The sequence below is a fragment of the Roseomonas sp. AR75 genome, from assembly GCF_005222815.1.
Taxonomy (GTDB): Bacteria; Pseudomonadota; Alphaproteobacteria; order Acetobacterales; family Acetobacteraceae; genus Falsiroseomonas.
Map to the genome: position 1 here is coordinate 326,796 of NZ_STGB01000002.1, position 23,213 is coordinate 350,008.

The window sequence follows — 23,213 nt, forward strand, 5'->3', positions numbered from 1 at the left end:
AATGACCAGCCACTTGAGCGCCGCCACGCCACCCCCTGCCCTGCAATCCACCGACGACCTGCGCGAGGCGATCGCGCCGCCCGAAGCCGCCGGCATGCGCGCCGACCGCTTCCTCGCCGGGGCGGTGGAGGGCCTTTCGCGGTCGCGTGTCAAGGCGCTGATCGAGGCGGGGCACGCCACGCGGGATGGCGTGGCGCTGACCGACCCGGCCGAGACGGTGCGCGTCGGCGCGCGCTACGTGCTGCGCATCCCCCCCGCCGTGCCGACCGCGCCGCAGCCGCAGGCCATGGATCTGACCATCCTGTTCGAGGATCGCGACCTGATCGTGCTGGACAAGCCGGCCGGGCTTGTCGTCCACCCCGCGCCCGGCAACCAGGACGGCACGCTGGTCAATGCCGTGCTGGCGCATGCGGCGGAGGACCTCTCCGGCATCGGCGGCGAGGCGCGGCCAGGCATCGTGCACCGGCTGGACAAGGACACCTCCGGCGTCATGGTCGTGGCGAAGAGCGAGCGGGCGCACACCGCCCTTTCCGCCGCCTTCGCCAGCCGCGACCTGGACCGGGAGTACCTGGCGCTGGCCTGGGGGCTGCCCGCCGGGACCGCGGGCGAGGTGGAGGCCGCGATCGGACGACATCCGACGGACCGCAAGCGGATGGCGGTGGTCGGCCCGCAGGGCGCGCGCAACGGCAAGCCGGCGCTGACAAGATGGCGGCTGGAGCGCGGCTATGGCGCCGCGGCGAGCCTGCTGCGCTGTCGGCTGGCGACCGGGCGGACGCACCAGATCCGGGTCCACCTGGCGCATATCGGCCATCCCATCGTCGGCGACCCTGTGTATCTCCGCCGGATCCCCGCCGCCGCGAAGCTGCTGCCGGCGCCCGCGCGCGACGCGCTGCTGGCCTTCCCGCGCCAGGCGCTGCACGCGGAAACGCTGGGATTCCGGCATCCGGTGACGGGCCAGGCGCTTTCCTTCCGGGCCGAGATGCCACGCGACATGGCCGAACTTCTCGCCATCTTGGACAACCCTGTGTCGAAAGGTTACAAGACGTAAACCGACCTTGCAGGTCGGTTTTTCTGGACCCCCCTCCCCGAATCCGTTATAAGCACTGCGTCAATGATCGCCGGGTGCCGCTTGCACCGGCCGGTCCCGGGGCCGCAACGGTCCCGCCGGCAAGAGGGCCCCGACCCATCTCGCTCCGTCGTGACCGGGGCGAGAGGGGCACGGGAGGGCCCGGAGGACGTTGGCGCAACACGCAGGCCGTGAACCCGGCATGCCGTTGCGGACCCCGCCGTCACGGGGGGAGCCGAACGGCCCAGGAGGCAGACACCTTATGGCTTCCATGTCCATCCCGATCGCCCCGGAGGGCAACCTTTCCCGCTACCTCCAGGAGATCCGCAAGTTTCCGATGCTCACCGCCGAGGAGGAATACAACCTCTCGAAACGGTGGAAGGACGAGGGCGACGAACAGGCCGCCCACAAGCTGGTGACCTCGCATCTGCGCCTCGTGGCGAAGATCGCGATGGGCTATCGCGGCTATGGCCTTCCCGTTGGCGAGCTCATCTCCGAAGGCAATGTCGGGATGATGCAGGCGGTGAAGCGCTTCGACCCCGACCGCGGCTTCCGCCTGGCGACCTACGCCATGTGGTGGATCCGCGCCGCCATCCAGGAATACATCCTGCACAGCTGGTCGCTCGTGAAGATGGGTACGACCGCCGCGCAGAAGAAGCTGTTTTTCAACCTGCGCCGCCTGAAGGGTCAGATGTCCGCCCTGGAGGAGGGCGACCTGAAGCCCGAGCAGGTCGAGAAGATCGCTAAGGCGCTGCAGGTGCCCGAGCAGGATGTGATCAGCATGAACCGGCGCCTGGCCTCGCCGGACAACAGCCTGAACGCCCCCGTCCGCGCTGACAGCGAGGGCGAGTGGCAGGATTGGCTGGTCGACGAGTCCGAGAGCCAGGAGAGCGAGCTCGCCGAGCGGCAGGACATGAGCAATCGCCGCCAGTTGCTCGGCGAGGCGCTGAAGACGCTGAACGACCGGGAACGCCACATCCTGATCGAGCGGCGGCTGAAGGACGAGCCGACGACGCTGGAGGAGCTCTCCCAGCAGTACAACATCAGCCGCGAGCGCGTGCGCCAGATCGAGGTGCGCGCCTTCGAGAAGTTGCAGAAGAGCATGAAGACACAGATCGTGGAGCGACGTCTCGCGGTCGGTTGACCGAGGCGTCCCGCGGTCGGCTGATCGGCTGAACGCACCGCAGCACAAGCGCCCTGGTCCGGTTGCGGACCAGGGCGCTTTGCATCATGGGCCGCAGCAATCATGGCCATCGCCGCGGCCCATTGGAACCGCACGGTGCCGGCTGCCATCTTCGGACGGCAAGCAAGGAGCAACGCCATGTCCGCGGTCCTCGATCCCCCGCGTGCCGCCGCGCCCGCCGCCGTCACCGGCCTGCGCATCGGCCATGTCCATCTCAAGGTCGCCGACCTCGATCGCGCGCTGACCTTCTGGCGCGACCTGATCGGGCTGCAGGTGCAGCAGCGCATGGGGAACCAGGCGGTGTTCCTCTCCACCGACGGCTACCACCATCACATCGCGCTCAACACCTGGGAGAGCGCCGGCGGCAGCCCGCCGCCGATGGGCACGACGGGCCTGTATCACGTCGCGCTGCTCTATCCCGACCGCCCTGCCCTCGCCCGTGCGCTGAAGCGCCTGGCGGAGGCCGGATACCCGCTGGAAGGCGCTTCCGACCACGGCGTGTCAGAGGCGCTCTACCTGCGGGACCCGGACGGCAACGGCGTGGAACTCTACCGCGACCGCCCGCGCGAGGACTGGCCGCGCGACCCGGACGGCAGCCTGCACATGGTCACGCGCCGGCTGGACCTGCGGGCGCTGCTGGCGGAGGCGGGCTGAGCGGCGCTTGCAGGGGGACGCCGTCCCCCTGCGCCCCCCGCCGGGGAGCTTGAAACTCCCCGGACCCCCACATTCATTTTCAACGCCGAAGGCGGAGGCCTTCGGCGTTAAACGGATGCAGGTCCAGGAGCCTCAGGCTCCTGGCGGGAGGGGTGCGGGGAGGGCAGCGCCCTCCCCGCAACACGTCACGCCCCCGTCGCCACCTGCAGCTCGCTCGCCGGCGGCAGGAAGCTGCCGTCGAAGACCTGGTCCACGCTCGGCGTGCGCGGCAGCGAGAAGGTCTCGACGATCGCCTGGATCTGCTTCTGCGCCCGCGCGGGTTCGAAGTAGCTCAGGCCGTGGCGCTTCACCGTGTCGCTGATCATCATCTCGTCGAAGGTGACCTGCTGGCGCTCGGTCTCGATGGCGACGTCGGTCAGCGTCTCGCGCTGCTTGAGGAAGGTGATCGCCTCGGCCGGGTTGCGGTAGGCCCAGATGGTGGCCTGCAGGATCGCCTTGATCGCGGCGCGTGCGGCTTCGGGCCGTTCGCGCAGGAAGGTGCGCGTGGTGATCAGGCCGGAGCCGTAGAAATCCATCCCGTAGTTCTTGTAGCGGAAGATGCGCTGCTGCGGCCAATCCATGCCGAGGGCCTTCAGGCTGAGGCCGGTGGAGGTGATGAAGCCGGTGATGCCATCGGCGCGGCGCTGCACCAGCATCGGCTCGCGCAGCTCGGGCGAGATGCTGTTCCAGCGGATGGTGCTGGCGTCGATGCCCACGGCGCGCGCGAAGACCGGGAAGATCTGCCGCCCGCCGTCGAATTCCGGCGCGGCCAGCGTCTTGCCCGCGAGCATCTTCGGGTCGGTGATCGGGCCGTCGGCGCGCACCGTGCAGCAGGCCGGCGACTGGTCGTAGACGATGGCGACGGCGACGATGTCGCGCTGCGGGTTCTCCGCCATGAAGCGGATCGCGGGCGTCATGTCGCCGATGCCGATGTCATAGGTGCCGGCGGCGATGTCGATCGGCACGCGGCCGGAGCCGAAGCCGCGGTTGATGGTGAAATCCACGCCGTTGTTGCGGAAGATGCCGTTGCGCTCGCCGGCGGCGGCGAAGCTGTAGGAGCCGTGGAACACCCAGTCGAGCGTGAAGCGCACGCGGTGCAGGCTTTGCGCGGTGACGATTCGGGGCGCGGCAAGCAGCACGCCCGCGCCGAGAAGCGCCTGGCGGCGCGAGATATCGGTCATGTGGTCTTCTCCTTCGTGTCGCCTCAGGGTTTGACCGGGACGTAGCTTTCCATCTTCCCGGGATTGAGCAGCCCGTGCGGGTCCACCTCGGCCTTGAAGCCGAGCTGGTCGCCGGGCACGCGCTTGTGGCGGCTGCCGGCTTCCACCGTGCTGACATGCGGATTGGCCACGGGGATGCCCGCGGCCTCATGCGCCTCGATGATGCTGTCGAGCGTGGCGGCCGCTTCGGACGGATCGGGGGGAAGGCGAAGCAGATGCGCGCCGTTCGCGGCGACCTCGCCCTCGTAGAGGATGAAGCAGAGATGGATCGGCATGGTGCGGCCACCATAGTGGCGCCAGGACCACTCGACGCTGTCCAGCACGCGCCCCGGCGGGTTCAGCGTCTGCAGGTAGGTCAGCCCGCGATCCAGCTTGCGCGCATGCAGCGTGGTGTGGCCCCAGGCGCATTCGTAGACCGGCGTCGCATCCGGATCGGCCTCCCGCGCGCGGCTGCCGGTCCAGAGCGTGACGCGGCCACGATGCGATTCCATCAGCGCGCGGCCATCGCGCTCGGCCTCGGCGGGCAGCATGGCGAGCAACAGGTGCGCGCCGGGCGGCGCGACGTCCTCGCCCAGCACCGGCGGCAGGCCGATGGCGGCAGTGTCCTCCAGCACGTCGCAGAGCTTCGCGCCGAGGCCGCTGCGCGCCAGCGCATCGCCGGCGCGGGCCGCATCCATGAAGTCGTCGAAGGCAACCACCATGTCGCGCCAGTCGCGATGCGGGGCGAGCGGGACCTCCACCTCCGTCACGATGCCGGTGGAGCCGTAGGTGCGGTTCACCAGGTTGCAGTCGGCGCCGCGCAACTCCAGCACGCGCGGCGTTTCCTCCAGCGTGATCACGCGCGCGCCCTGCATGTTGCCGGGCTCCCGCAGCCCGCCCCAGAGCAGCGCACCAATGCCGCCCGATCCGCCGCAGAAGAAGCCGCCCAGCGTCGCCATGCGCTTGGTCGAGGGATGGATGCGCAGCTCGCCGCCGGCGGCGATGGCCGCGTTCTCGGCCTCCATCATGCGGATGCCGGATTGCGCGCGCAGGCCGCGCGCGGGATCGGCGAAGACCAGGCGGTCCAGCCGCGTCATGTCGAGCAGCACGCCGCCCTGTTCCGGCACGCCCTGGCCATAGGTGCCGGTGCCGGCGCCGCGCAGCGTCACGGGGATGCGCAGCCGGGCGCAGGCGGCGGCGAGCGCGATCACCTCCGCCTCGTCCGAGGGCAGCGCCACGACATCGGCGGATTTGCGGCGAAGCTGGCGGTCCAGGATGGGGCTGAACCAGAAGAAGTCGCGCGAGCGCTGGCGGACCAGGGCACGATCCTCGATCAGCGTCAGGCCGGGCAGCGCGGCCTTGAGCGCGGCGATGTCATGCGGGCGGGGTGCGCCATCGGGCATGCCCCGGTGTCGCAAGAAGGATGCCGGCGGAACAAGCGCGCAAAGCGCCGCGGAACGGGGCGGCGGAACCGGCCTGCACAGGCGGCGGGCAAAGGCGCCGCACAGCCGCCCAAACTCAGTGCATCGCCTGCCCGATATAGAGCGCCGCCGCGCGCGGATCGGCCAGCAGCGTCGCCGCCGGCCCGAGCATGGCGACACGCCCGCCATCGAGGATGCAGCCGCGCTGCGAAATCGCCAGCGCCTGGCGCGCCCGCTGCTCCACCATCAGCACCGTCACGCCGAGCGAGGGCAGCCGCGCAATCCGGGAAAAGCTTTCGGCCACGAGGGCGGGGGCGAGCGCGGCGGTGGGTTCATCGAGGATCATCAGCCGCGGGCGGCTCATCAGCGCGCGGGCGAAGGCCAGTTGCTGCCGCTCGCCGCCGGAGAGGCTGCCGGCGCGGGCGCGGCGGCGTTCGGCAAGCGCGGGAAACACCTGCATCAGCTCCACGATGCGCGCGCGCTGATCGCGCACGCCGGCGACGACCTGCAGGTTCTCGGTGACCGACAACGACGGGAAGACGTTGCCGACCTGCGGGACATAGGCGAGGCCGAGCGCGAGGCGATGCTCCACCGGCTCGGCCAATATGTCGCGCCCTTCGAAGGTGACGCGGCCGCGCACGCGCGGCAGCAGGCCCATGATCGCCTTGGCCAGCGTGGACTTGCCGGCGCCGTTCGGCCCCGCGACGGTGAGGATCTCGTCCTTCTCCAGCGCGAGGTCCACGCCGTTCAGGATGTCCGTCTCGGCATAGCCGCCGGAAAGGGCCTCCACCGTGAGCAGGCTCATGCGGCGACGCCGCCGAGATAGGCCTCGCGCACGCGCGCATCCGCCAGCACGGCGGCGGGCGTGCCATCGGCCAGCAGGCGGCCGCGATCCATCACCGCCATCCGCGGCACCAGGCGAGACAGCGCCTGCAAATCGTGCTCGATGATCAGAAAGCCGATGCCGCGCGCGTTCAGCTCGGTGATGCGCGCGGCGATCTCCTCGACCAGCACGGCATTCACGCCGGCGAAGGGCTCGTCCAGCAGGATCATGCGCGGCTTCGCCATCAGGGCGCGGCCCAGCTCGACCAGCTTCTTCTGGCCGCCGGAAAGTCGGCCGGCCTGCTGGTCCGCGACCGGCCCCAGGCGGAGGAAATCGATGGTCTCCTGCGCGGCATCGCGCAGCCGCGATTCCTCGGCGCGCACGCGGCCCGGGCGCAGGAACAGGCCGAGCAGATGCTCGCCGCTCTGCCCGGGCGCCGCGGCCATCAGGTTGTCGCGCACCGTCAGGTGGGCGAATTCGCGCGGCACCTGGAAGGTGCGCACCAGGCCGCGCCGCGCCCGCGCGGCGGGCCCGAGGCGATCGAGCGCGCGCCCATCCAGCGCGACGCTTCCCGCATCCGCGGCGATGAAGCCGGAGATCACCGAGAACAGCGTGGACTTGCCCGCGCCGTTCGGCCCGATGATGCCGACGAGGCCCTGCTCCGGCATTTCCAGCGAAATGCCGTCCAGCGCCTTGAAGCCGCCGAAGGCGACGGCGATGTCGCGGATTGCCAAGGTCACTTGCGGTAATCGCCCATCAGCCCTTGCGGGCGGAACAGCGTGAACAGTACCAGCGCGAGGCCCACGGCGCCGAGCCGCACGGAGGCCATCTCCACCTCGCTCACGCCCGGGATGAAGTCGCGCAGGAAGCGCGTGCCCTCGAGGAAGGCCATCAGCAGCGCCGCGCCGACCACCGCGCCGGAGACGCGCCCGACGCCGCCCATGATCATCGCCATCCAGGCGTAGAAGGTGACGAGCGGGATGAACTGGTCCGGCGAGAGATAGGTGATGTAGTGGCCGTAGAAGGCGCCCGCGATGCCGGCGAGCGCGGAGCCCAGCATCATCACCTGCAGCTTGAAGCGCGCGGGATCCTTGCCGAGCGCCTTCAGCGCGTCCTCGTTGTCGCGGATCGCGCCGATGACGCGGCCGAAGGGACTGGCGGCGATCCGCCGCAGCATCAGCGCCGCCACCGTGCAGGCCAGCGCGATCACCGCGAAGGTCGCGAGCGCTTCCGGCAGGCCGACCGGCATCGCGCTGAACAGGCGCGGGATGCCGGGGATGCCCTGCACGCCGTTGGTCAGCCAGCCTTCGGAGGTGATGGCCAGCCGCACCGTCTCGCCGAAGCCGAGCGTGACGACGGCGAAGTAGTCCTCCCGCAATCGCAGCGCGACCAGCCCGATCGGCCAGGCCGCGATGGCGGCGGCGAGTGCCGCGGCCAGGAAGGTCAGCGGCAGCGGCACGCCCTGCAGCGACAGCAGCGCGGAGGCATAGGCGCCGATGGCGAAGAAGCCGACATGGCCGAAATTCACCAGCCCCGTCAGCCCGTATTGCAGCGTCAGCCCCAGCGTCAGCAGCACGTAGATCGCCGCCATGATGCCGATGGCGAGGAGATAGGCGGTCATATGGCGCGCACGAAGGCTTCGCCTTCGTGCCCCTCAAACGCCGGGCGGGCCGCATCCGCGTCCCTTGGCTTCGCGGCATAAGCCGCGGCGCGCATTCGCGCGCTCGGCCCTTCGGGCCGCAGGTCGGCCGTTTGCTGCGCGATCATCACCGCACGCCCTCCACGCGCCCGAAGATCCCGCGCGGCCGCACCAGCAGCACCAGCAGCATCACGAAGAAGGCCAGCGCGATCTTGTAGGTGAAGCCGACGATGGGCGTGGAGACTTCCTGCGCGATGCCCAGCACCAGCCCGGCAACCACCGCGCCCACCGGCGAGCCGATGCCGCCCAGGATGGCCGCGGCGAAGGCCGGCAGCAGGCTCTCCCATCCCATCTCCGGCGCGACGACGGTCTTGATGCCGAGCATCATTCCCGCAATCCCCGCCGCCGCCCCCGCCAGCAGCCACAGCGCCGCCATGACGCGGAAGGGATGGATGCCGGAGACGCGCGCGAGGTCCGGGTCGTCCGCCACCGCGCGCATCTGCCGCCCGATCGGCGTGGCGTAGAGCACCAGGAAGGCGACGGTCAGCGACGCGGCGGCGACGCCGGCCAGCGTGATGTCCATGGGCGAGATGCGCAGCCCCATCACCTCGATCGGCCAGGCCAGCGGCACCTGGTACACGCGCTGCTGGTGGCCGAACACCACACCGAGCGCGGCGCGCAGCAGGAACGCCACGCCGATGGCCGCGACCAGCAGCGCGGCGAGCGACCGCCCCGCCAGCCGGCGGAACACCAGCAGGTAGCCGAGCAGCGAGGCGGCGCCCGCCGCCAGCACCGAGGCACCGCCCGCAACCAGCAGCGATCCCGTCGCGCCATAGGCCGCAAGGCCGCCATAGGCGCCGACGGTCATCGTGTCGCCCGCCGCAGCGTTGGGGAAGCGCGCGATGCCGAAGACCAGCGTGACCCCCAGCGCCGCCAGGCCGATGATCAGCCCGTGGACGACGCCCGCGACGAAGAGCTGCGCGAGCAACTCAGATCTTCACCACGTATTTCCGCACGATCTGCCCGCGCTCGATGAAGAACACGCCGAAATCCGGCGTGACGTCGCCGAACTCGTCGAAGTCCAGCACGGAGGAGGCGCCGTCGTAGTTGACCTTGCGCCCCGCCGCGATGGCGGCCTTGCCTTCCGCGAAGGTGGAGACGCCCTCCCCCGGCGGGTTCGCCACCTGGCGGATCGCGGCGTTGATCGCCGCCGTCTCGAAGCTCTTCGCCTGCTCGATGGCGAGGCCGAGCGTCGTCGCCATGTCCCAGGTCATCGCGGCGTAGACATTGGACAGGCCCGGCTGGTTCATCGTGCGGCGATAGGCGGCGTCATAGGCGGCGAAGGCCGGGCTGCCTTCGTTGGAGACGCTGTCCACCGCGATGATGCCCTCCGTCACCGCCGGCCCCAGCGCCTGCACCAGCTGCGGGTTCGCCGCCCAGGCCGGGATGATCCACTTCACCGGCACGCCCATCTGGAACCATTCGCGCAGGATGATCGTGGTGTCCGGCAGGAAGCTGCCCATCACGATCACGTCCGGCCGCGTGGCCAGCACGCGCAGCAGCTCCGCGCGGTAGCTCGGCTGGTTCGGCTCGTAGACGACATGCACGCCGTTCTGGAATCCCTTCGCCGCCCAGGCGCGCCGGAAGCCTTCGGTGTTGCCGATGCCGGAAGCGTTGTTGAAGGCCATCGTCGCGGGGCGCCTGAAGCCCTCCTTCACCGCGATCTCCGCGAAGGCGCGGCCGAAGCGGTCGTTCGTCGCCTGGAAGCGGTAGCCGAGATGCCTGGCGTTGGCCGGCGGCACGGACAGAGCCGGCGCGCCGGAGGTGTGCATGAGGATCATGTCGGCATCGTTGGTCAGCGGGATCACCGCGAGCGACACGCCGGAGGACCAGGTGCCGAGGATGGCGCGCACGCGGTTCACCTCGATCAGCTTCTTCGCCGCCAGCACGGCGGCCTGCGGCGCGGTCTGCGTATCCTCGGAGAACACCTCGATGCGCCGCCCGTTCGCACCGCCAGCGGCGTTGATCGCCTCCACCGCCGCGACGATCATGCGCTGCATCCCCGCGCCATAGGGCGAGCCCGCGCCGGTGACCGGGTTGAGCGCGCCGATGCGGAAGGTCTCGGCCTGGGCGCGGGCGAAGCGTGGCGCGGCGAGCAGGCCGGCGGAGGCGGCAAGCAGCGTGCGGCGATGCGTGGTCATGCTGGGTATCCTTCCCGTTCCGGACCGGCGCCGCATCGTCTCCCGGCGCGCGGGGTCTCCGCAACCCACCCCGTCCGCGCTCACCACAGCAGGAGCAGCGCACCGCCCAGCGCGAGCGCGGCCGCCGAGGGCAGCGCCAGCCGCAACGCGTAGCGCGCGCCGCCGATCACCAGCGCATAGCCGGCCTTGGCGACGATGTTGGTCGCCACCGCCACGCCGATCGCGGTGGCGGCGACCGCTGCGGTCAGGCTCGCCGGCACGAGTTGCGGCACGGAGAGCGTGACGGCGTCCACATCCGCGAGGCCCGTCAACGCCGCCACCACGAGCACCGCCTCCGCGCCGAGGCGCTCGGCCGAAAGCCGCGCGACCAGCGCAACGGCGGCCAGCAGCAGCGCGAGCTTCAGCACGGCCAGCAGCTCGAAGGGGTTCTCGGGCAGCGTGGCCGCATGGCCCTGCGCGGCGCGGCGGTCCGGCAGCAGCGCCGGCAGGCCGAGCGCCAGCGCCGCGCCGCACAGCGGCAGCCAGAGCTGCCCGCCCACCGCCGGCGAGACGGCGAGCGCCAGCGCGGCGGTGCGCAGGCAGGAGACGGCGCCGGCCGCCAGCGCGCCGGAAGCGAGCGCCGGCACCGGCCCGCCGGCGCGCGCCGCGCGGCCATTCGACAGCGTGACGGCGGTGGAGGAGACCAGCCCGGCCGCCGCGCCGGCCAGCAGCAGCCCGCGTTCCGCGCCCACCAGGCGCATCGCCAGGTAGCCGGCGAAGGAGACGGCGGCGAGCACGATGGCCAGGCGCCACACCTGCGCGGGATTCACGCCGCCCAGCGTGGCGATCGGCGCATCCGGCACCAGCGGCAGCGCGACCAGCGTCATGGACAGCAGCAGGATCGCGCTGCGCATCTCCGCCCAGGTGATGCGCGCCAGCAGCCCGTGCAGCGCCTCCCGGCTGGCGAGGATCGCGGTGAGCGCCACGGCGGCGGCGCCGGCGGCGGCGGTCTCGCCGATGGCGGCGAGCGCACCGAGCGCGACGGTGGCCACGGCGGCGACGGTGGTGGTGGCGCTGAAGCTGTTGTCGGCCGCGGCCTCCCGCAAGGCGAAGGGCAGCACGGCGCCGAGCGCCGCCAGCATCGTGCCGGCCAGCACCAGCCCCTGCGCGGCGCCCGTCAGTTCCGCGGCCAGGATGCCGGCGACGCCGCCAAGCAGGCCGAGCGTACCGAAGGTGCGCACGCCCGCGGTGCGATGCCCGGCCACCGCGTCGCGCTCGCGCCAATGCCGCTCGGCGCCGACCAGCAGGCCGATGGCCAGCGCGATGCCGAGGCGATGCAGGACGGCGTCGTGCTCCATCGCGCCAGTGTCGCGCCCTGGCGGGCCGATGCAAGCGCCGCTTCAGTCCCTCGGCGGCGTGGTCGCGCCCTCGCCGAGCGGGCGCGTCATCAGCACGCTGTCCACCCAGCGGTCGAACTTCCAGCCCACGGCCGGCAGCGTGCCGGTCATGGTGAAGCCGCATGCCCTGTGCAGGCCGATGGAGGACGCGTTGGCGGAATCGCCGATCACCGCGACCATCAGTCGCAACCCCTGCGCCGCGCAGCGCGCGATCAGCGCCTCCAGCAGCGTGCGCCCGATGCCGCCGCGGCCGGCATCCTTGTGGACATAGACGGAATTCTCGCAGGAGAAGCGATAGGCTGGCCGCGTGCGCCAATGGGAGGCGTAGGCGTAGCCCAGCACGCGCCCGCCCTCCCCTTCGGCGACCAGGTAGGGGAAGCCGGCGGCCAGGATCGCCTCCCGCCGCTTCGCCATCTCATCCGCGGATGGCGGCGAGAGTTCGAAGCTGGCGAGGCCCGAGGCGACCCAATGGCCATAGATCGCCGTGATCGCGGGGATGTCCTCGGCGCGGCTGTCGCGGATGGTGATGCTTGTCATGCCGCCAGCCTTGTCCCGCCGCGCGCGCGCCGCAACCGGATGTCCGCCGGAAAAGGGCGAGGCGGCTTCAGCCGAAGCCCTGGCCGGCCTTCCGGTATGCCTCGCGCGGCGGGGCGAAGATGTCGAGCACCTTGCAGCCCTCCGGCCCCGCCCGCATCGTGTGCGGCACGCCGCCGGGCGTGCGCCAGAAATCGCCCTTGCGGACCTCGATCTCCTCGCCGCCCTGGAATCGGATGGCGCTGCCTTCCAGCAGCACGCCCCATTGTTCTTCCGGATGGTCGTGCATCGTGCCCATCGCGTTCGGCGCGATGGTGACCACGGACAGCATCGCATGCTCGCCCGGGAAGATGCGCGTGGTGAGGCCGGGCGCCAAGTCGCGCCCAAGGCCCCGGGTCTCGTCGAACAGGTGGTGGAACTCGTCGCGCTGGCTCATCGGTGGTTCCTCGCGGATCAGACGCTATGCCGGCTTCCGGCCCCAGACCTGGAACACGCCGTACAGGGTGAACAGCGTGCCGGGCTCCGCCAGATGCGCGCGGCAGTCGCGCAGCGAAGCGTCGAAGCCCGCCTGGTCCAGCAGCCCCGCCTTCAGGATCGCGCCGTGCATGGATTCGCAGCTTGCCGGCAGGAAGTCCGCGAAGCCGTCGCCATGCCGGAAGCCGAGCAGGAACGGCCGGAACGCGACATCACGCAGCCCGAGACGCTGCAACATGGGGAACAGCTTCGGCCCGATCGAGACATCGGCGCCGACCGAGGCGAAGGCGCGGCCCAGCGCATCCGCCAGCGTCGTGAAGGCCGGATGCGGCGGGAAGCAGCGCAGCGAGCCCCATTCGGGCTCCTGCAGCACCACGACGCCGCCGGGACGCACGAGGCGGATCATCTCGCGGATCAGCGTCTCCGGCTCCCCGGCGGTGCCCGCGACGAAACGCACATGCACCAGGTCGAAGCTGCCATCGGCATCCGGCGCCCTGTAGCCGTCCGCCACCTCGAAGCGCTCGCCGCGCGTCGCGTGACGGCGCGCGAAGTCTATGAAGACGGGGTCGCGGTCGAGGCCCACCACGCTGCCCGTCGGCCCCACGCGCTCCGCCAGCAGGTCGGTGATGCCGCGCGGCCCGCAGCCGAGATCGAGGCAGCGCCATCCCGGCGCCACCCCGATCCGGTCGAACATCCGCCGCGTCTCCTCCTCCATCGCCGCACCCTGGGCGAGCAGCCGCTCGATCTCGCCGGCGCGGCGCTCGATCGGGTAGTTGCCGGTGGCGTCCTGGAGGTAGGGCATGGCGCGCGCTATCCGGCGAAGGGATCGCGCAGCACGATGGTGTCGTCACGCTCCGGGCTGGTGGACAGCAGCACCACCGGCGCCTCCACCAGCTCCTCGATGCGGCGGATGTATTTCACCGCCTCGGCCGGCAGCTCGGCATAGCTGCGCGCGCCACGGGTGGAGCCCGACCAGCCCGCCATGTCCTCATAGACCGGCTCGGCCGCCGCCTGCGCCGCGACGCCGGTCGGCAGGCGCCGCATCGTCTCGCCCGCCACGCGGTAGCCGGTGCAGATCCGCAGCGTCGGCAGGCCGTCCAGCACGTCGAGCTTGGTCAGCACCAGGCCATCCACGCCGCCCACCTTCACCGCCTGGCGCACCATGGCCGCGTCGAACCACCCGCAGCGGCGCGGACGGCCGGTGACGGTGCCGAATTCATGCCCGCGCTCGCCGAGCAGCTTGCCGGTGTCGTCGAACAGCTCGGTCGGGAAAGGGCCGCTGCCGACGCGCGTGGCGTAGGCCTTGGCGATGCCGAGGACGTAGCCGATGCGGTTGGGGCCCACGCCCGCGCCCGCCGCGGCATTGCCCGCGACGGTGTTGGAGGAGGTGACGTAGGGATAGGTGCCGTGGTCGACGTCCAGCATCACCGCCTGCGCGCCTTCGAACAGCACGCGCTTGCCGGTGCTGTGCGCCTCGTCGAGGCGTTCCCACACCGGCTCCGCGAAGGGCAGCAGCTTCGGCGCCAGGTCCAGCAGCCGATCCATCAACGCCTGCTTCTCGAAGGTCGGCGCACCGAGGCCCCGCAGCAGCGTGTTGTGGTGCAGCAGCAGCTCGTCGAGCCTCTTCGAGAGGATTTCGGGCTCCGCCAGGTCGCACAGGCGGATCGCGCGGCGCGCGACCTTGTCCTCATAGGCCGGGCCGATGCCGCGCCCCGTCGTGCCGATCTTGCCCTCGCCGCGCGCGGCCTCGCGCGCCTTGTCGAGCGCGGGATGGACGGGAAGGATCAGCGGCACGTTCTCCGCGATGCGGAGATTGTCGGGGCCGACCCGCAATCCCTGCGCGCCGACCTTCTCGATCTCGCTGAGCAGGTGCTCGGGATCGAGCACCACGCCGTTGCCGATCACGCCGAGCTTGCCGCGCACGACGCCCGAGGGCAGCAGCGACAGCTTGTAGGTCTGGTCGCCGACGACGAGCGTATGGCCCGCATTGTGCCCGCCCTGGAAGCGCACCACGACATCGGCGCGGCTGGCGAGCCAGTCCACCACCTTGCCCTTGCCCTCGTCGCCCCATTGGGCGCCGATGACGGCGACATTGGCCATGGGCTCTACTCCGTAAGGGGGCGCGGCATGCCGGCCGCGTCGAGGATATGGGTGCAGCGCAGGCTGGCGGGCGTGTCAGCCGGCGAAAGCTGCGCGACCGTCGCCATGCCCCGGGCGCGCAGGGCGGCCGCCTGCGCCGGATCGGCGCCAGACGGAAGAAAGACGCGCGGACGCGGCGGCGCCGGCGGCACCGCGCGGAGCAGCGCATCGGGGTAGAGCGTCATGCCCGTGGCGGATTCCTCGCCGGAGAGGTAGCGCCCGCCGCGCGCGATCTCGCCGGTGGCGCCCGCGCCGAACACGGTGAAGGCGACGCCGGTGTGGTAGCGGAAGCCGCGGAACTCCACCGGGTCCAGCGTGATGCGCAGGCCCGGCGCGCGGGCGCGCAGCGCCGCGATCACCGCCGCCGCGTTGTCGGCGATGGCACGCGCGGCCGGCGGCAGCGCGGCATCCTCCAGCGCGGCGAGCGCGCCTTCCGCCGGCCCGGCGGCCGCGAGCAGCCCGGGCAGCACATGCGCGGCCGCCCCGGCCTCGCGCACCAGCGCCTGCACGGCCGAGGCGTCCTTGCGGTCCAGCGCGCGGGCCAGCCGCCGCCGCGCCTCGCCCTCCACGCCGGCGGCGTCGAGCAGCGCGGGGGAGAGGCGCGGCAGGGTGATGTCCAACGTGGGGTCGGCGATGCCGATGGCCGCCAGCGCCTCGGTGGCCACGGCGGCGACCTCGGCATCGGCTTCGGGCAGGTCGGGGCCGATCAGCTCGATGCCGGCCTGGGGAAGCTGGCGGGCAGGCGCGAGTTGGGTGCCGCGCACGCGCAGCACCTGCCCGGCATAGGACAGGCGCAGCGGGCGGGGCGTGCGGGCCAGGCGGGTCGCGGCGATGCGGGCGACCTGCGGCGTGGTGTCGGCGCGCAGCCCCATCATGCGCTGGCTGACCGGGTCCATCAGCCGGAAGGTCTGGTCGGCCAGCGCGGCGCCCGATCCGGCGAAGAGGCTGTCCTCGAATTCCAGCAGCGGCGGCTTCACCCGTTCGTAGCCGTGTCGCCCGAACACCGCGACCATCGCCTCCACCAGCGCGGCCTCGCGCTCGGCCTCGGGCGGCAGCAGGTCGGAGAGGCCGGCGGGCAGCAGGGCCGGGCTGGGCGGATCATCGGTCATGACGGCGCGGAGGGATGCCAGCCGGGGCGGCGGGGGGCAAGCCGCGCAGCGCAGACCTGCCCCGCCGCGAGTGGCGTCATGTTGAAAGCGAACCGGATGGAATCCGCCGGCGAGGTCCGCTAGGAACGTATGCGATTGCTGCACACTTCTTGATTTTCAGACGAGACCATGGCCCTCATCCCTGGCTCCCCCGACGACGACATCCTCGACGGCACCGACGAATCCGACCTGATCCAGGGCTTCGGCGGCCACGACACCATCTATTCCAGCAAGGGCGCCGACACCGTCGAGGGCGGCGATGGCGATGATCACCTGTGGGGTGGCCGGGGCGGTGGCATCCTGCTCGGCGGGGATGGCGCCGACACGCTGCAGTCCGGCCTCATCCCCGCGACGATGACGGGGGGGCCGGGCGCCGATCTCTTCGTCATCGCCCTGCCGCGCGACGACCTGGTCGGCGATCCGCTGGCGACGGTCGCGACGATCACCGATTTCGACGCCGCCTCGGGCGACTTCCTTGCCCTGATGCCCGTGGACGTGACGCCGCCGCCGTCGCCGCCCGGCACGATCAATGCCCTGCCGCCGTGGCCCGGCTTCCTCGGCGGGCCGCGCGGGCTGCTGCCGGTGGTGGTCGCCGGCGTGGCGGATGGCGTGGCGCCCGTTGCCGGCATGACCCTGGCGGAAGCCGACCTGTCCCGGCTCGTCCATGCCGTGTCGGTGGTGACCGATCCGGCCGGGGGCGGCTGGCTGATCTTCGACATGGATGGCGACAACCGGCTTGGCACGGGCGACCGCATCCTCCGCCTGGACGGCGACGTACCGCTCGGGAACGAGGCCGGCGCCTATCTCGAGACCGTCACGGCCAGGCGTGGTGGCGACGGCGACGAGCGGCTTCTTGGCGACCGGGGCACCCACCCCGCGCTGGCCTACAAGTCCGACATTCTCGCTGGCGGCGCCGGGAACGACACGCTCATCGGCGGCATCAGCTCAGACTGGCTTTCGGGCGGCGAAGGGGCCGACCTGATGTTCGGTGGCAGCGAGAGCGACACCTATCTGGTGGACGACCGCCGCGACATCGTGCGGGAGACGGCCGATGGCGGCGCGCTCGACCAGGTCTTCGCCAGCGTCCCCCATGCGCTGCGGCCGCATGTCGAAAACCTGACCCTGCTCGACGCGTCGGGCGCGCTCGCCGGCCTCGGCAATGCCGAGGACAACCTGATCCGCGGCAACGTCTTCGGCAACGTGCTGAAGGGTGGCGCCGGCGACGACACGCTCTACGGCGGCGGCGGCAACGACGTGCTCGACGGTGGCGACGGGAACGACCTGCTCGTCGGTGATGCCGGCGACGACACGCTGCGCGGCGGCGAGGGCATGGACCTGCTCGCAGGCGACGGCAACGACCTGCTGTTCGGCGGCGCCGGCAACGATGCGCTGACCGGGCGCGACAATGCGCGCCTGATCGGCGGCACGGGCGACGACCGCTACGTGCTGATGAGCGCGACCGCGCGCGCCTTCGAGGCGGAGGGCGAGGGTGCGGACACCATCATCTCGCTGGCGGTCGAGACCTTCGTGCTGCCGCGCACCTTCGAGGCGCTGCTGATCAACGACAACACGCGCATCGGCATCGGCAACGGGCTGGACAACCGGATCGAGGGCCGGTCCGCCGCCGAGCGGCTGGAAGGACGCGCCGGCAACGACACGCTGTTCGGCTCCACCGGAAACGACACCTTCGTGGGCGGCGGTGGCGCCGACCTCTTCGTGTTCAGCAACGACGACGACCACGACGTGATAGCCGATTTCCGCCCGGGCCTGGACAGGCTGCACATCAACCGTCCGTGGGAGGGCGCCGTGAGCGACACGCCGGAGGGTGCGCTGGTCCTCACCGGCAGCGTGTGGAGCGACAGCACGGTGCTGCTGGAAGGGGTCGCCGCAGCCAGCCTCTCGGCCCGCGATTTCCTCATCGGTTGAAGCGCGGCCCTACGCGACGAAAATATCGAACTCCGCGCGCTGCCCGCCATCCATCGGCATGACGCGCGCGATCAGCAGCGCGCGGCTTTCCGGCGGGAGGCGGCGCAGCAGGCCGTCGGTCTCGTTGCGCGGCTCGCCGGGGAAATAGACCTGCGTGGTCAGCGCGGCCGCGCTGCCCGCAGGCTGCGCGCGCAGATGGATGTGCGGCGTGCGGCCGGGATAGAGGCCGGGGCGGATCGTGCGGAAGGCGTAGCGGCCGGCACCATCCGCGACCGCACGGCCATAGCCCTGGAACCCGCCGTCGCGCTGATCCAGCCGCGGGTCACGCGGGTGCAGGTAGATGCCCTGCGCATCGGCCTGCCAGATCTCGATGCGCGCCCCGGCCAGCGCGGCGCCATCCGGCCCGCGCACCACGCCGGTCAGCAGCAGCGGCATCCCGCGCGCCGGTGCGGCCTGGCCGGCGACGCGCAGCAGGTCAGCATCGGCATCCGCCGGGATGGCGCGGGGGTAGTACGGGCCCTCCGTCTGGCTCGGCGTGCGCAACCCCTGCGCCGCGGCCGGCAGCGCGGCGAAGGCCGGCAGGGCCAGCAGGGAACGGCGGAGCAAGGCAGGACGGGAGAGGCTCATGCGCCCATCTGTGCGCGCGTGGGACGCCGGGGCAAGTGACGAAACGTCGCGCCGAAACCGGACCTGCTGCCGCCGTGCTATGACCTGCGCCATGAAGCGCCGCCTGTTCCCCCTGCTGCTCCTCGCCGGCTGTTCCGCAGACCCGACCACCGGCTACCTGATCGGCCTCGGCGATCCCGTGCGCGGCGCCGCGCTGGCCGCGCCGACGCGCCTCGGCGACACATCCCGCCTGGCGGGCGATCAGGTGGCGGCGGCGCGCGGCGTGATCCTGCTGGAGTTCATCGACCTCTCCTTCCGCACGGACCCGCGCTACATGCACGACGTGGCGCCGGTGAACGTCCACACGATCCGGCTGGGCCGGACGGAGATGCGCGCCGCCGTGGGCATCGCGCCCAACGCACCGCCCGAGCCGCTGATGGCGCAGCTTCGCGAATTCGGGAATGCGCTGGAAGCGGGCAACCTGGTGCAGGCGGAAGTGGCGCTGAGCGGGCCGATGTTCCCGCTCGGCGCGCAGGAGACGATGCGCCGGCTGCGCAGCCTGCCGCGCCTGCCGGCCGTCAGCGCGGCAGCGGGCGCGGCGAACAACCAGATCACCATGCTGGACATGCGCCGGCGCAGCCCGAGCTGACGCGCGGCGCGGCGGGTCAGAACGCCAGCGGCACGGCGCGGACCACCAGCTTCAGGCCGCGCACCGTCTCCAGCACGCCATCCGGCAGCGGGCCGTCGAGGCCGACCAGGCAGATCGCGTCGCCGCCCGGCGCCGTGCGGCCGAGATGGAAGGTGGCGATGTTCACCCCGGCCTCGGACAGCGTCGTGCCGAAGCGCCCGATGAAGCCCGGCTTGTCCTGGTTGGTCACATAGAGCATGTGCGGCGCGAAATCGGCCTCCACGGGGATGCCCTTGATCTCCACCAGGCGCGGCCTGCCGGTGCCGACCAGCGTGCCGGTGACGCTGCGCGGCCCGGCTTCCGTGACGACGGTGACGCGCAGCAGCGTGACGTAGTCGCCGCTGCGCTCATGCACGGTCTCCGCCACCTCGATGCCGCGCTGCTGCGCCAGCACGGGGGCGTTCACCATGTTCACCGCGCCCGAGATCGGCGTCAGCACGCCGGCCAGCGCCGCGGCGGTCAGCGGGCGGCGGTTCAGCTCCGCCGCCTGGCCCTCGTATTCCACGCGGATCGCCTGGATCGAGGAATCCTGCGCGACGGTGAGCTGCCCGGCCATGGAGCCCAGCAGCCGCGCCAGCTCCATATAGGGCTTGAGGCGCGGCGCTTCCTCGGCGGTGACGGAGGGCATGTTGATGGCGTTGGAGACGGCGCCGGTCAGCAGGAAGTCCGACATCTGCTCGGCGACCTGCAGCGCGACATTCTCCTGCGCCTCGGCGGTGGCGGCGCCGAGATGCGGCGTGCAGACCACGTTCTCCAGCGCGAAGAGCGGGCTGTCGGTGGCAGGCTCCGTCTCGAACACGTCGAGCGCGGCGCCGGCGAGGTGGCCGGATTGCAGCGCCTCATACAGCGCCTGCTCATCCACCAGCCCGCCGCGGGCGCAGTTGATCAGCCGCGCGCCCTTCTTCATCGCGAAGATGCGCTCGCGCGACAGGATGTTCTTCGTCTGCTCGGTATAGGGCGCGTGCAGCGTGATGATGTCGGCGCGGGCGACCAGCGCGTCCAGCTCCACCTTTTCCACGCCGAGTTCCACGGCCCGCTTCTCCGACAGGAAGGGATCGAAGGCGATCACCTTCATGCGCAGCCCGTTGGCGCGATCCGCGACGATGGAGCCGATGTTGCCGCAGCCGACGAGGCCGAGCGTCTTGCCGGTGAGCTCGACGCCCATGAAGCGGTTCTTCTCCCACTTGCCGGCCTTGGTGGATGCGCTGGCTTCGGGGATCTGCCGGGCGAGCGCGAACATCATCGCGATGGCGTGCTCGGCGGTGGTGATGGCGTTGCCGAAGGGCGTGTTCATCACCACCACGCCGCGCGCGGTCGCGCTGGTGATGTCCACATTGTCCACGCCGATGCCGGCGCGGCCGACCACGCGCAGGCGCGGCGCGGCCTCGATCAGCTCGCGCGTGACCTTCGTCGCGCTGCGTACTGCGAGGCCGTCGTATTCGCCGATGATCTCCCGGATCTCGGCGGGCTTGAGGCCGGGCTTGAAGTCGACGTCGATGCCGCGGTCGCGAAAGATCTGGACGGCGGCAGGCGAGAGCTTGTCGGAGATGAGGACCTTCGGCATGGCTCAGGCCGCCTTCTTCGCAAACTCGGCTTCGACGCGGGCGAAGGCCCAGTCGAGCCAGGGCAGCAGCGCGACAAGGTCGGCGGTCTCCACCGTGGCGCCGCCCCAGATGCGCAGGCCCGGCGGCGCGTCGCGATAGGCAGCGGCATCCAGCGCCACGCCTTCCTTCTCGAGCAGCGCAGCAAGCTTTTTCGCCGCCGCCGCCTGCCCTTCCGCATCCAGCGCCATGAACCACGGCGCCACGATCTTCAGGCAGATCGAGGTGCAGGACCGCGTCGCCGGCACCTCCGCCAGGAAGTCCACCCACGGCGTCTTCGCGACCCAGTTCGCGATGGCCGCGAGGTTCGCCTCGCTGCGCGCGACCAGGCCCTTCAGCCCGCCGACGCCTTCCGCCCAGCGCAGGCCGTCGATCGCATCCTCCACGCAGAGCATGGAGGGCGTGTTGATCGTCTCGCCCCTGAAGATGCCTTCGTTGATCTTCCCGTCCTTGGTCATGCGGAAGATCTTCGGCATGGGCCAGGCGGGCTTGTGGGATTCAAGCCGCGCCACGGCGCGCGGGCTCAGCGCCAGCATCCCATGCGCCGCCTCGCCGCCCAGCACCTTCTGCCAGGACCAGGTGACGACATCGAGCTTGTGCCAGGGAAGCTCCATCGCGAAGGCAGCGCTGGTCGCGTCGCAGATCGCGAGCCCCGCGCGGTCGTCGCGGATGAAGTCGGCATCCGGCAGCCGCACGCCGCTGGTCGTGCCATTCCACACGAACACCACGTCGCGATCGCCACTCACCTGCGAGAGATCGGGCAGCTTGCCGTAGCCGGCCGCGATCACCTTCGCGTCGGCCAGCTTCAACTGCTTCGTGATGTCGGTGGCCCAATCCTTCGAGAAGGACTCCCAGGCCAGGATATCCACGCCGCGCGCGCCGAGCAGCGACCACAGCGCCATCTCCACCGCGCCGGTGTCGGAGGCCGGCACGATGCCGAGCCGCCAATCCGCGGGCATGCCGAGGATCGCCTTGGATCGCTCGATGACGTCCAGCAGCTTCGCCTTGGGATCCTTGGCCCGGTGGCTGCGCCCGAGCATAGCGCCCGACAGCGCCTCCAGCGTCCAGCCGGGACGCTTGGCGCAGGGACCGGACGAGAAACGGGGGTTCGACGGACGGGTGTCCGGTGTGGCGGTCATAGGAAGCTCCCTTCCAGAAGCTGATGCGCCCCGGTGGGGGGGCGTGGCCCGCCGCGAGACTTAGCGGCGCGCGCGCGGGCGGACAAGCATGGCCCGGCCACCGCAACCCATCCGCTTGCGCTCCGTTGTCACCGAGGACCCGGCGCGGCGCGACGCGATGCGCCGGAGATGCCGCGAGGCAGGACAGACAGGGAGAACCAGACAATGCGGCTCCGCAAGGAAACCGCCATCGCGGCGGCATGGCTTCTGGTGCCGGGCATCGCCATGGCGCAGGCGCAACAGCCGGCCCAGCCGGCGCAGCAGCCTGCCGCGCAGGCGCAGTCCGCCAGCCAGTGCACGAGCGATCTGCAGGCCTTCGGGCGGCAGATGAACGAGGAGGGATTCTGGTTGACCGGCGCGCGGCGCGGCTATGGCTGGTTCGGCTACGGCACGCCCTATGCGACGCCGGCGCGGCCCGGCGTGGCAGCGGGCGCAGCACCGGGCATGGTCAGCGGCACCGGCGCCACGGCGACCGGCCAGCCCGCAACGGGCGGCGGCGCGGCCACGCCCTTCGCCGGCATGGACTGGCGCATGGCGCCGACGCAGGCGTTGCGCACCCTCTACACCGCGGCGCATGTGCTGGCGCAGAACGGCAGCGAGCAGACTTGCCAGTCCGTGCTGCGCGAAGCGCGCGACCTGTATGGCGCCTACACCACGCAGCTTAGCCAGGCCGGCGTTGATCCGAATGAGGTGCGGAGCTGGCGGCAGCGGCAGCTTGCGCTCGCCACGCCTGTCACCGCGCGCGCGCGCGGCATTCGCGCAGAGGCGATCACCGGCACCGACCTGCGCAATCCGCGGAACGAATATCTCGGCAGCATCGAGGACGTGGTGTTCGACCCTCGCAACGGGCAGGTCGCCTATGTGGTCGTCGGCCGCGGCGGCTTCCTCGGCATCGGCGAGGACCATGTCGCGGTGCCGTGGCAGCGGCTTCGCGTGACTCCGATGCTCGACACCTTCGTGCTCGACGTCCCGGAGAGCCGCATCGAATCCGCACCGCAGGTGGATCCCGACGCCTTCTCCACCGACGAGGGCTACGACCGTCGGCGCGGCGAGATCGACCGCTTCTGGCAGGCCGGGTGACGGCAGCGCGGCCGGCCGGCGCCGGCCGCTTCCCTACAATTCCACGAAGGAGGAGTGAATCATGCTGACCTGGGCCATCATCGCCCTTGTGATCGCGCTGATCGCCGGCGCGTTGGGCTTCACCGGCGTCGCCGCGGCGGCCGGCACCGTCGCCAAGATCCTGTTCGGCCTGTTCCTGGCGATCGCGATCATCCTGTTCCTGATGAGCCTGTTCGCCGTCGCCTGACGGCGCCAGGCA

The 23,213-nt window shown here is 71.5% G+C and carries 24 protein-coding genes; 7 read left to right on the forward strand and 17 right to left on the reverse strand.

Translation table 11 applies throughout. The annotated features are described in order from the left end of the window. Window position 1 precedes the first annotated feature (1 nt). The 3 genes from E4T13_RS09475 (at window position 2) to E4T13_RS09485 (ending at window position 2,903) form a co-directional block, all read left to right on the forward strand. On the forward strand, window positions 2–1,048 hold the full coding sequence (locus E4T13_RS09475) for an RluA family pseudouridine synthase (protein WP_137178028.1): 1,047 nt from the start codon (window positions 2–4) through the stop codon (window positions 1,046–1,048). A 280-nt stretch (window positions 1,049–1,328) separates the two neighbouring features. After that, window positions 1,329–2,210 carry an RNA polymerase sigma factor RpoH gene (gene rpoH / locus E4T13_RS09480; RefSeq protein WP_170984899.1) on the forward strand — a complete coding sequence of 294 codons (882 nt, stop codon included), beginning with the start codon at window positions 1,329–1,331 and terminating at the stop codon, window positions 2,208–2,210. A gap of 177 nt (window positions 2,211–2,387) precedes the next feature. Then, a complete protein-coding gene (locus tag E4T13_RS09485; RefSeq protein WP_137178029.1) occupies window positions 2,388–2,903 on the forward strand; it encodes a VOC family protein in 516 nt (171 codons plus the stop codon). A gap of 185 nt (window positions 2,904–3,088) precedes the next feature. On the opposite strand, the gene E4T13_RS09490 is transcribed toward E4T13_RS09485, so the two are convergent. From E4T13_RS09490 to E4T13_RS09550, 14 genes are all read right to left on the reverse strand, one after another. After that, window positions 3,089–4,123, reverse strand: coding sequence for an ABC transporter substrate-binding protein (locus tag E4T13_RS09490; RefSeq protein ID WP_137178030.1), 1,035 nt, complete (start codon window positions 4,121–4,123; stop codon window positions 3,089–3,091). Between the two features lie 23 nt (window positions 4,124–4,146). Next, on the reverse strand, window positions 4,147–5,544 hold the full coding sequence (locus E4T13_RS09495; RefSeq protein WP_137178031.1) for an FAD-binding oxidoreductase: 1,398 nt from the start codon (window positions 5,542–5,544) through the stop codon (window positions 4,147–4,149). Between the two features lie 115 nt (window positions 5,545–5,659). Continuing rightward, a complete protein-coding gene (locus tag E4T13_RS09500; protein ID WP_137178032.1) occupies window positions 5,660–6,367 on the reverse strand; it encodes an ABC transporter ATP-binding protein in 708 nt (235 codons plus the stop codon). Further along, entirely contained in the window at window positions 6,364–7,125 is a 762-nt protein-coding gene (locus tag E4T13_RS09505) for an ABC transporter ATP-binding protein (RefSeq protein ID WP_137178033.1), read from the reverse strand. The genes E4T13_RS09500 and E4T13_RS09505 overlap by 4 nt, the downstream gene beginning before the upstream one ends. Next, window positions 7,122–8,006: a branched-chain amino acid ABC transporter permease gene (locus tag E4T13_RS09510; RefSeq protein ID WP_137178034.1), complete on the reverse strand. Its 885-nt coding sequence runs from the start codon at window positions 8,004–8,006 to the stop codon at window positions 7,122–7,124. Before E4T13_RS09510 ends, E4T13_RS09505 begins: the two co-directional genes overlap by 4 nt. After that, window positions 8,003–8,155 carry a hypothetical protein gene (locus tag E4T13_RS29830; protein WP_170984900.1) on the reverse strand — a complete coding sequence of 51 codons (153 nt, stop codon included), beginning with the start codon at window positions 8,153–8,155 and terminating at the stop codon, window positions 8,003–8,005. The genes E4T13_RS09510 and E4T13_RS29830 overlap by 4 nt, the downstream gene beginning before the upstream one ends. After that, window positions 8,152–9,012: a branched-chain amino acid ABC transporter permease gene (locus E4T13_RS09515; RefSeq protein ID WP_137178035.1), complete on the reverse strand. Its 861-nt coding sequence runs from the start codon at window positions 9,010–9,012 to the stop codon at window positions 8,152–8,154. The genes E4T13_RS29830 and E4T13_RS09515 overlap by 4 nt, the downstream gene beginning before the upstream one ends. A 1-nt stretch (window position 9,013) precedes the next feature. After that, window positions 9,014–10,225, reverse strand: a complete 1,212-nt coding sequence (locus E4T13_RS09520; RefSeq protein WP_137178036.1) for an ABC transporter substrate-binding protein — start codon at window positions 10,223–10,225, stop codon at window positions 9,014–9,016. Window positions 10,226–10,305: 80 nt separating this feature from the next. Next, entirely contained in the window at window positions 10,306–11,562 is a 1,257-nt protein-coding gene (locus tag E4T13_RS09525; protein WP_137178037.1) for a DUF4010 domain-containing protein, read from the reverse strand. 42 nt (window positions 11,563–11,604) lie between these two features. Next, entirely contained in the window at window positions 11,605–12,138 is a 534-nt protein-coding gene (locus tag E4T13_RS09530; protein ID WP_137178038.1) for a GNAT family N-acetyltransferase, read from the reverse strand. A 67-nt stretch (window positions 12,139–12,205) separates the two neighbouring features. Further along, window positions 12,206–12,571 (reverse strand): cupin domain-containing protein, encoded by a 366-nt coding sequence (locus tag E4T13_RS09535; protein WP_137178039.1) that lies wholly within the window; start codon window positions 12,569–12,571, stop codon window positions 12,206–12,208. Between the two features lie 24 nt (window positions 12,572–12,595). Continuing rightward, the gene (locus E4T13_RS09540) at window positions 12,596–13,411 is read right to left on the reverse strand and encodes a methyltransferase domain-containing protein (RefSeq protein WP_137178040.1); all 816 of its coding nucleotides are present in this window, start codon (window positions 13,409–13,411) and stop codon (window positions 12,596–12,598) included. An 8-nt stretch (window positions 13,412–13,419) separates the two neighbouring features. Further along, on the reverse strand, window positions 13,420–14,709 hold the full coding sequence (locus E4T13_RS09545; RefSeq protein WP_137178041.1) for an adenylosuccinate synthase: 1,290 nt from the start codon (window positions 14,707–14,709) through the stop codon (window positions 13,420–13,422). Between the two features lie 5 nt (window positions 14,710–14,714). Then, window positions 14,715–15,857, reverse strand: a complete 1,143-nt coding sequence (locus E4T13_RS09550) for an ATP phosphoribosyltransferase regulatory subunit (protein ID WP_137178042.1) — start codon at window positions 15,855–15,857, stop codon at window positions 14,715–14,717. Between the two features lie 168 nt (window positions 15,858–16,025). On the opposite strand from E4T13_RS09550, the gene E4T13_RS09555 reads away from it, so the two are divergent. Beyond that, on the forward strand, window positions 16,026–17,822 hold the full coding sequence (locus tag E4T13_RS09555; RefSeq protein ID WP_137178043.1) for a calcium-binding protein: 1,797 nt from the start codon (window positions 16,026–16,028) through the stop codon (window positions 17,820–17,822). 9 nt (window positions 17,823–17,831) lie between these two features. Here the strand turns inward: E4T13_RS09555 and E4T13_RS09560 are convergent, their stop codons facing one another. Beyond that, window positions 17,832–18,449 carry a protocatechuate 3,4-dioxygenase gene (locus E4T13_RS09560; RefSeq protein WP_170984901.1) on the reverse strand — a complete coding sequence of 206 codons (618 nt, stop codon included), beginning with the start codon at window positions 18,447–18,449 and terminating at the stop codon, window positions 17,832–17,834. 91 nt (window positions 18,450–18,540) lie between these two features. Here E4T13_RS09560 and E4T13_RS09565 point away from each other — a divergent pair, with 91 nt between their 5' ends. Beyond that, entirely contained in the window at window positions 18,541–19,077 is a 537-nt protein-coding gene (locus E4T13_RS09565; protein WP_137178045.1) for a hypothetical protein, read from the forward strand. Between the two features lie 16 nt (window positions 19,078–19,093). Here E4T13_RS09565 and serA read toward each other — a convergent pair whose 3' ends face one another. Together serA and E4T13_RS09575 are read right to left on the reverse strand one after the other, a co-directional pair. Beyond that, a complete protein-coding gene (gene serA, locus E4T13_RS09570; RefSeq protein WP_137178046.1) occupies window positions 19,094–20,680 on the reverse strand; it encodes a phosphoglycerate dehydrogenase in 1,587 nt (528 codons plus the stop codon). 3 nt (window positions 20,681–20,683) lie between these two features. After that, window positions 20,684–21,856: a phosphoserine transaminase gene (locus tag E4T13_RS09575; RefSeq protein WP_137178047.1), complete on the reverse strand. Its 1,173-nt coding sequence runs from the start codon at window positions 21,854–21,856 to the stop codon at window positions 20,684–20,686. Window positions 21,857–22,060: 204 nt separating this feature from the next. On the opposite strand from E4T13_RS09575, the gene E4T13_RS09580 reads away from it, so the two are divergent. Then, window positions 22,061–22,975, forward strand: a complete 915-nt coding sequence (locus E4T13_RS09580; RefSeq protein ID WP_170984902.1) for a PRC-barrel domain-containing protein — start codon at window positions 22,061–22,063, stop codon at window positions 22,973–22,975. A gap of 61 nt (window positions 22,976–23,036) precedes the next feature. Then, entirely contained in the window at window positions 23,037–23,201 is a 165-nt protein-coding gene (locus E4T13_RS09585; protein ID WP_137178049.1) for a DUF1328 domain-containing protein, read from the forward strand. Window positions 23,202–23,213 lie beyond the last annotated feature (12 nt).

Excerpts from the sequence above, each read along its gene's own strand:
- E4T13_RS09475 (WP_137178028.1), top strand. The coding sequence starts at position 2 with ATGACCAGCCACTTGAGCGCCGCCACGCCACCCCCTGCCCTGCAATCC.
- rpoH (WP_170984899.1), top strand. The coding sequence starts at position 1,329 with ATGGCTTCCATGTCCATCCCGATCGCCCCGGAGGGCAACCTTTCCCGC.
- E4T13_RS09485 (WP_137178029.1), top strand. The coding sequence starts at position 2,388 with ATGTCCGCGGTCCTCGATCCCCCGCGTGCCGCCGCGCCCGCCGCCGTC.
- E4T13_RS09490 (WP_137178030.1), bottom strand. The coding sequence starts at position 4,123 with ATGACCGATATCTCGCGCCGCCAGGCGCTTCTCGGCGCGGGCGTGCTG.
- E4T13_RS09495 (WP_137178031.1), bottom strand. The coding sequence starts at position 5,544 with ATGCCCGATGGCGCACCCCGCCCGCATGACATCGCCGCGCTCAAGGCC.
- E4T13_RS09500 (WP_137178032.1), bottom strand. The coding sequence starts at position 6,367 with ATGAGCCTGCTCACGGTGGAGGCCCTTTCCGGCGGCTATGCCGAGACG.
- E4T13_RS09510 (WP_137178034.1), bottom strand. The coding sequence starts at position 8,006 with ATGACCGCCTATCTCCTCGCCATCGGCATCATGGCGGCGATCTACGTG.
- E4T13_RS09520 (WP_137178036.1), bottom strand. The coding sequence starts at position 10,225 with ATGACCACGCATCGCCGCACGCTGCTTGCCGCCTCCGCCGGCCTGCTC.
- E4T13_RS09525 (WP_137178037.1), bottom strand. The coding sequence starts at position 11,562 with ATGGAGCACGACGCCGTCCTGCATCGCCTCGGCATCGCGCTGGCCATC.
- E4T13_RS09530 (WP_137178038.1), bottom strand. The coding sequence starts at position 12,138 with ATGACAAGCATCACCATCCGCGACAGCCGCGCCGAGGACATCCCCGCG.
- E4T13_RS09535 (WP_137178039.1), bottom strand. The coding sequence starts at position 12,571 with ATGAGCCAGCGCGACGAGTTCCACCACCTGTTCGACGAGACCCGGGGC.
- E4T13_RS09540 (WP_137178040.1), bottom strand. The coding sequence starts at position 13,411 with ATGCCCTACCTCCAGGACGCCACCGGCAACTACCCGATCGAGCGCCGC.
- E4T13_RS09545 (WP_137178041.1), bottom strand. The coding sequence starts at position 14,709 with ATGGCCAATGTCGCCGTCATCGGCGCCCAATGGGGCGACGAGGGCAAG.
- E4T13_RS09550 (WP_137178042.1), bottom strand. The coding sequence starts at position 15,857 with ATGACCGATGATCCGCCCAGCCCGGCCCTGCTGCCCGCCGGCCTCTCC.
- E4T13_RS09555 (WP_137178043.1), top strand. The coding sequence starts at position 16,026 with ATGGCCCTCATCCCTGGCTCCCCCGACGACGACATCCTCGACGGCACC.
- E4T13_RS09560 (WP_170984901.1), bottom strand. The coding sequence starts at position 18,449 with ATGAGCCTCTCCCGTCCTGCCTTGCTCCGCCGTTCCCTGCTGGCCCTG.
- E4T13_RS09565 (WP_137178045.1), top strand. The coding sequence starts at position 18,541 with ATGAAGCGCCGCCTGTTCCCCCTGCTGCTCCTCGCCGGCTGTTCCGCA.
- serA (WP_137178046.1), bottom strand. The coding sequence starts at position 20,680 with ATGCCGAAGGTCCTCATCTCCGACAAGCTCTCGCCTGCCGCCGTCCAG.
- E4T13_RS09575 (WP_137178047.1), bottom strand. The coding sequence starts at position 21,856 with ATGACCGCCACACCGGACACCCGTCCGTCGAACCCCCGTTTCTCGTCC.
- E4T13_RS09580 (WP_170984902.1), top strand. The coding sequence starts at position 22,061 with ATGCGGCTCCGCAAGGAAACCGCCATCGCGGCGGCATGGCTTCTGGTG.
- E4T13_RS09585 (WP_137178049.1), top strand. The coding sequence starts at position 23,037 with ATGCTGACCTGGGCCATCATCGCCCTTGTGATCGCGCTGATCGCCGGC.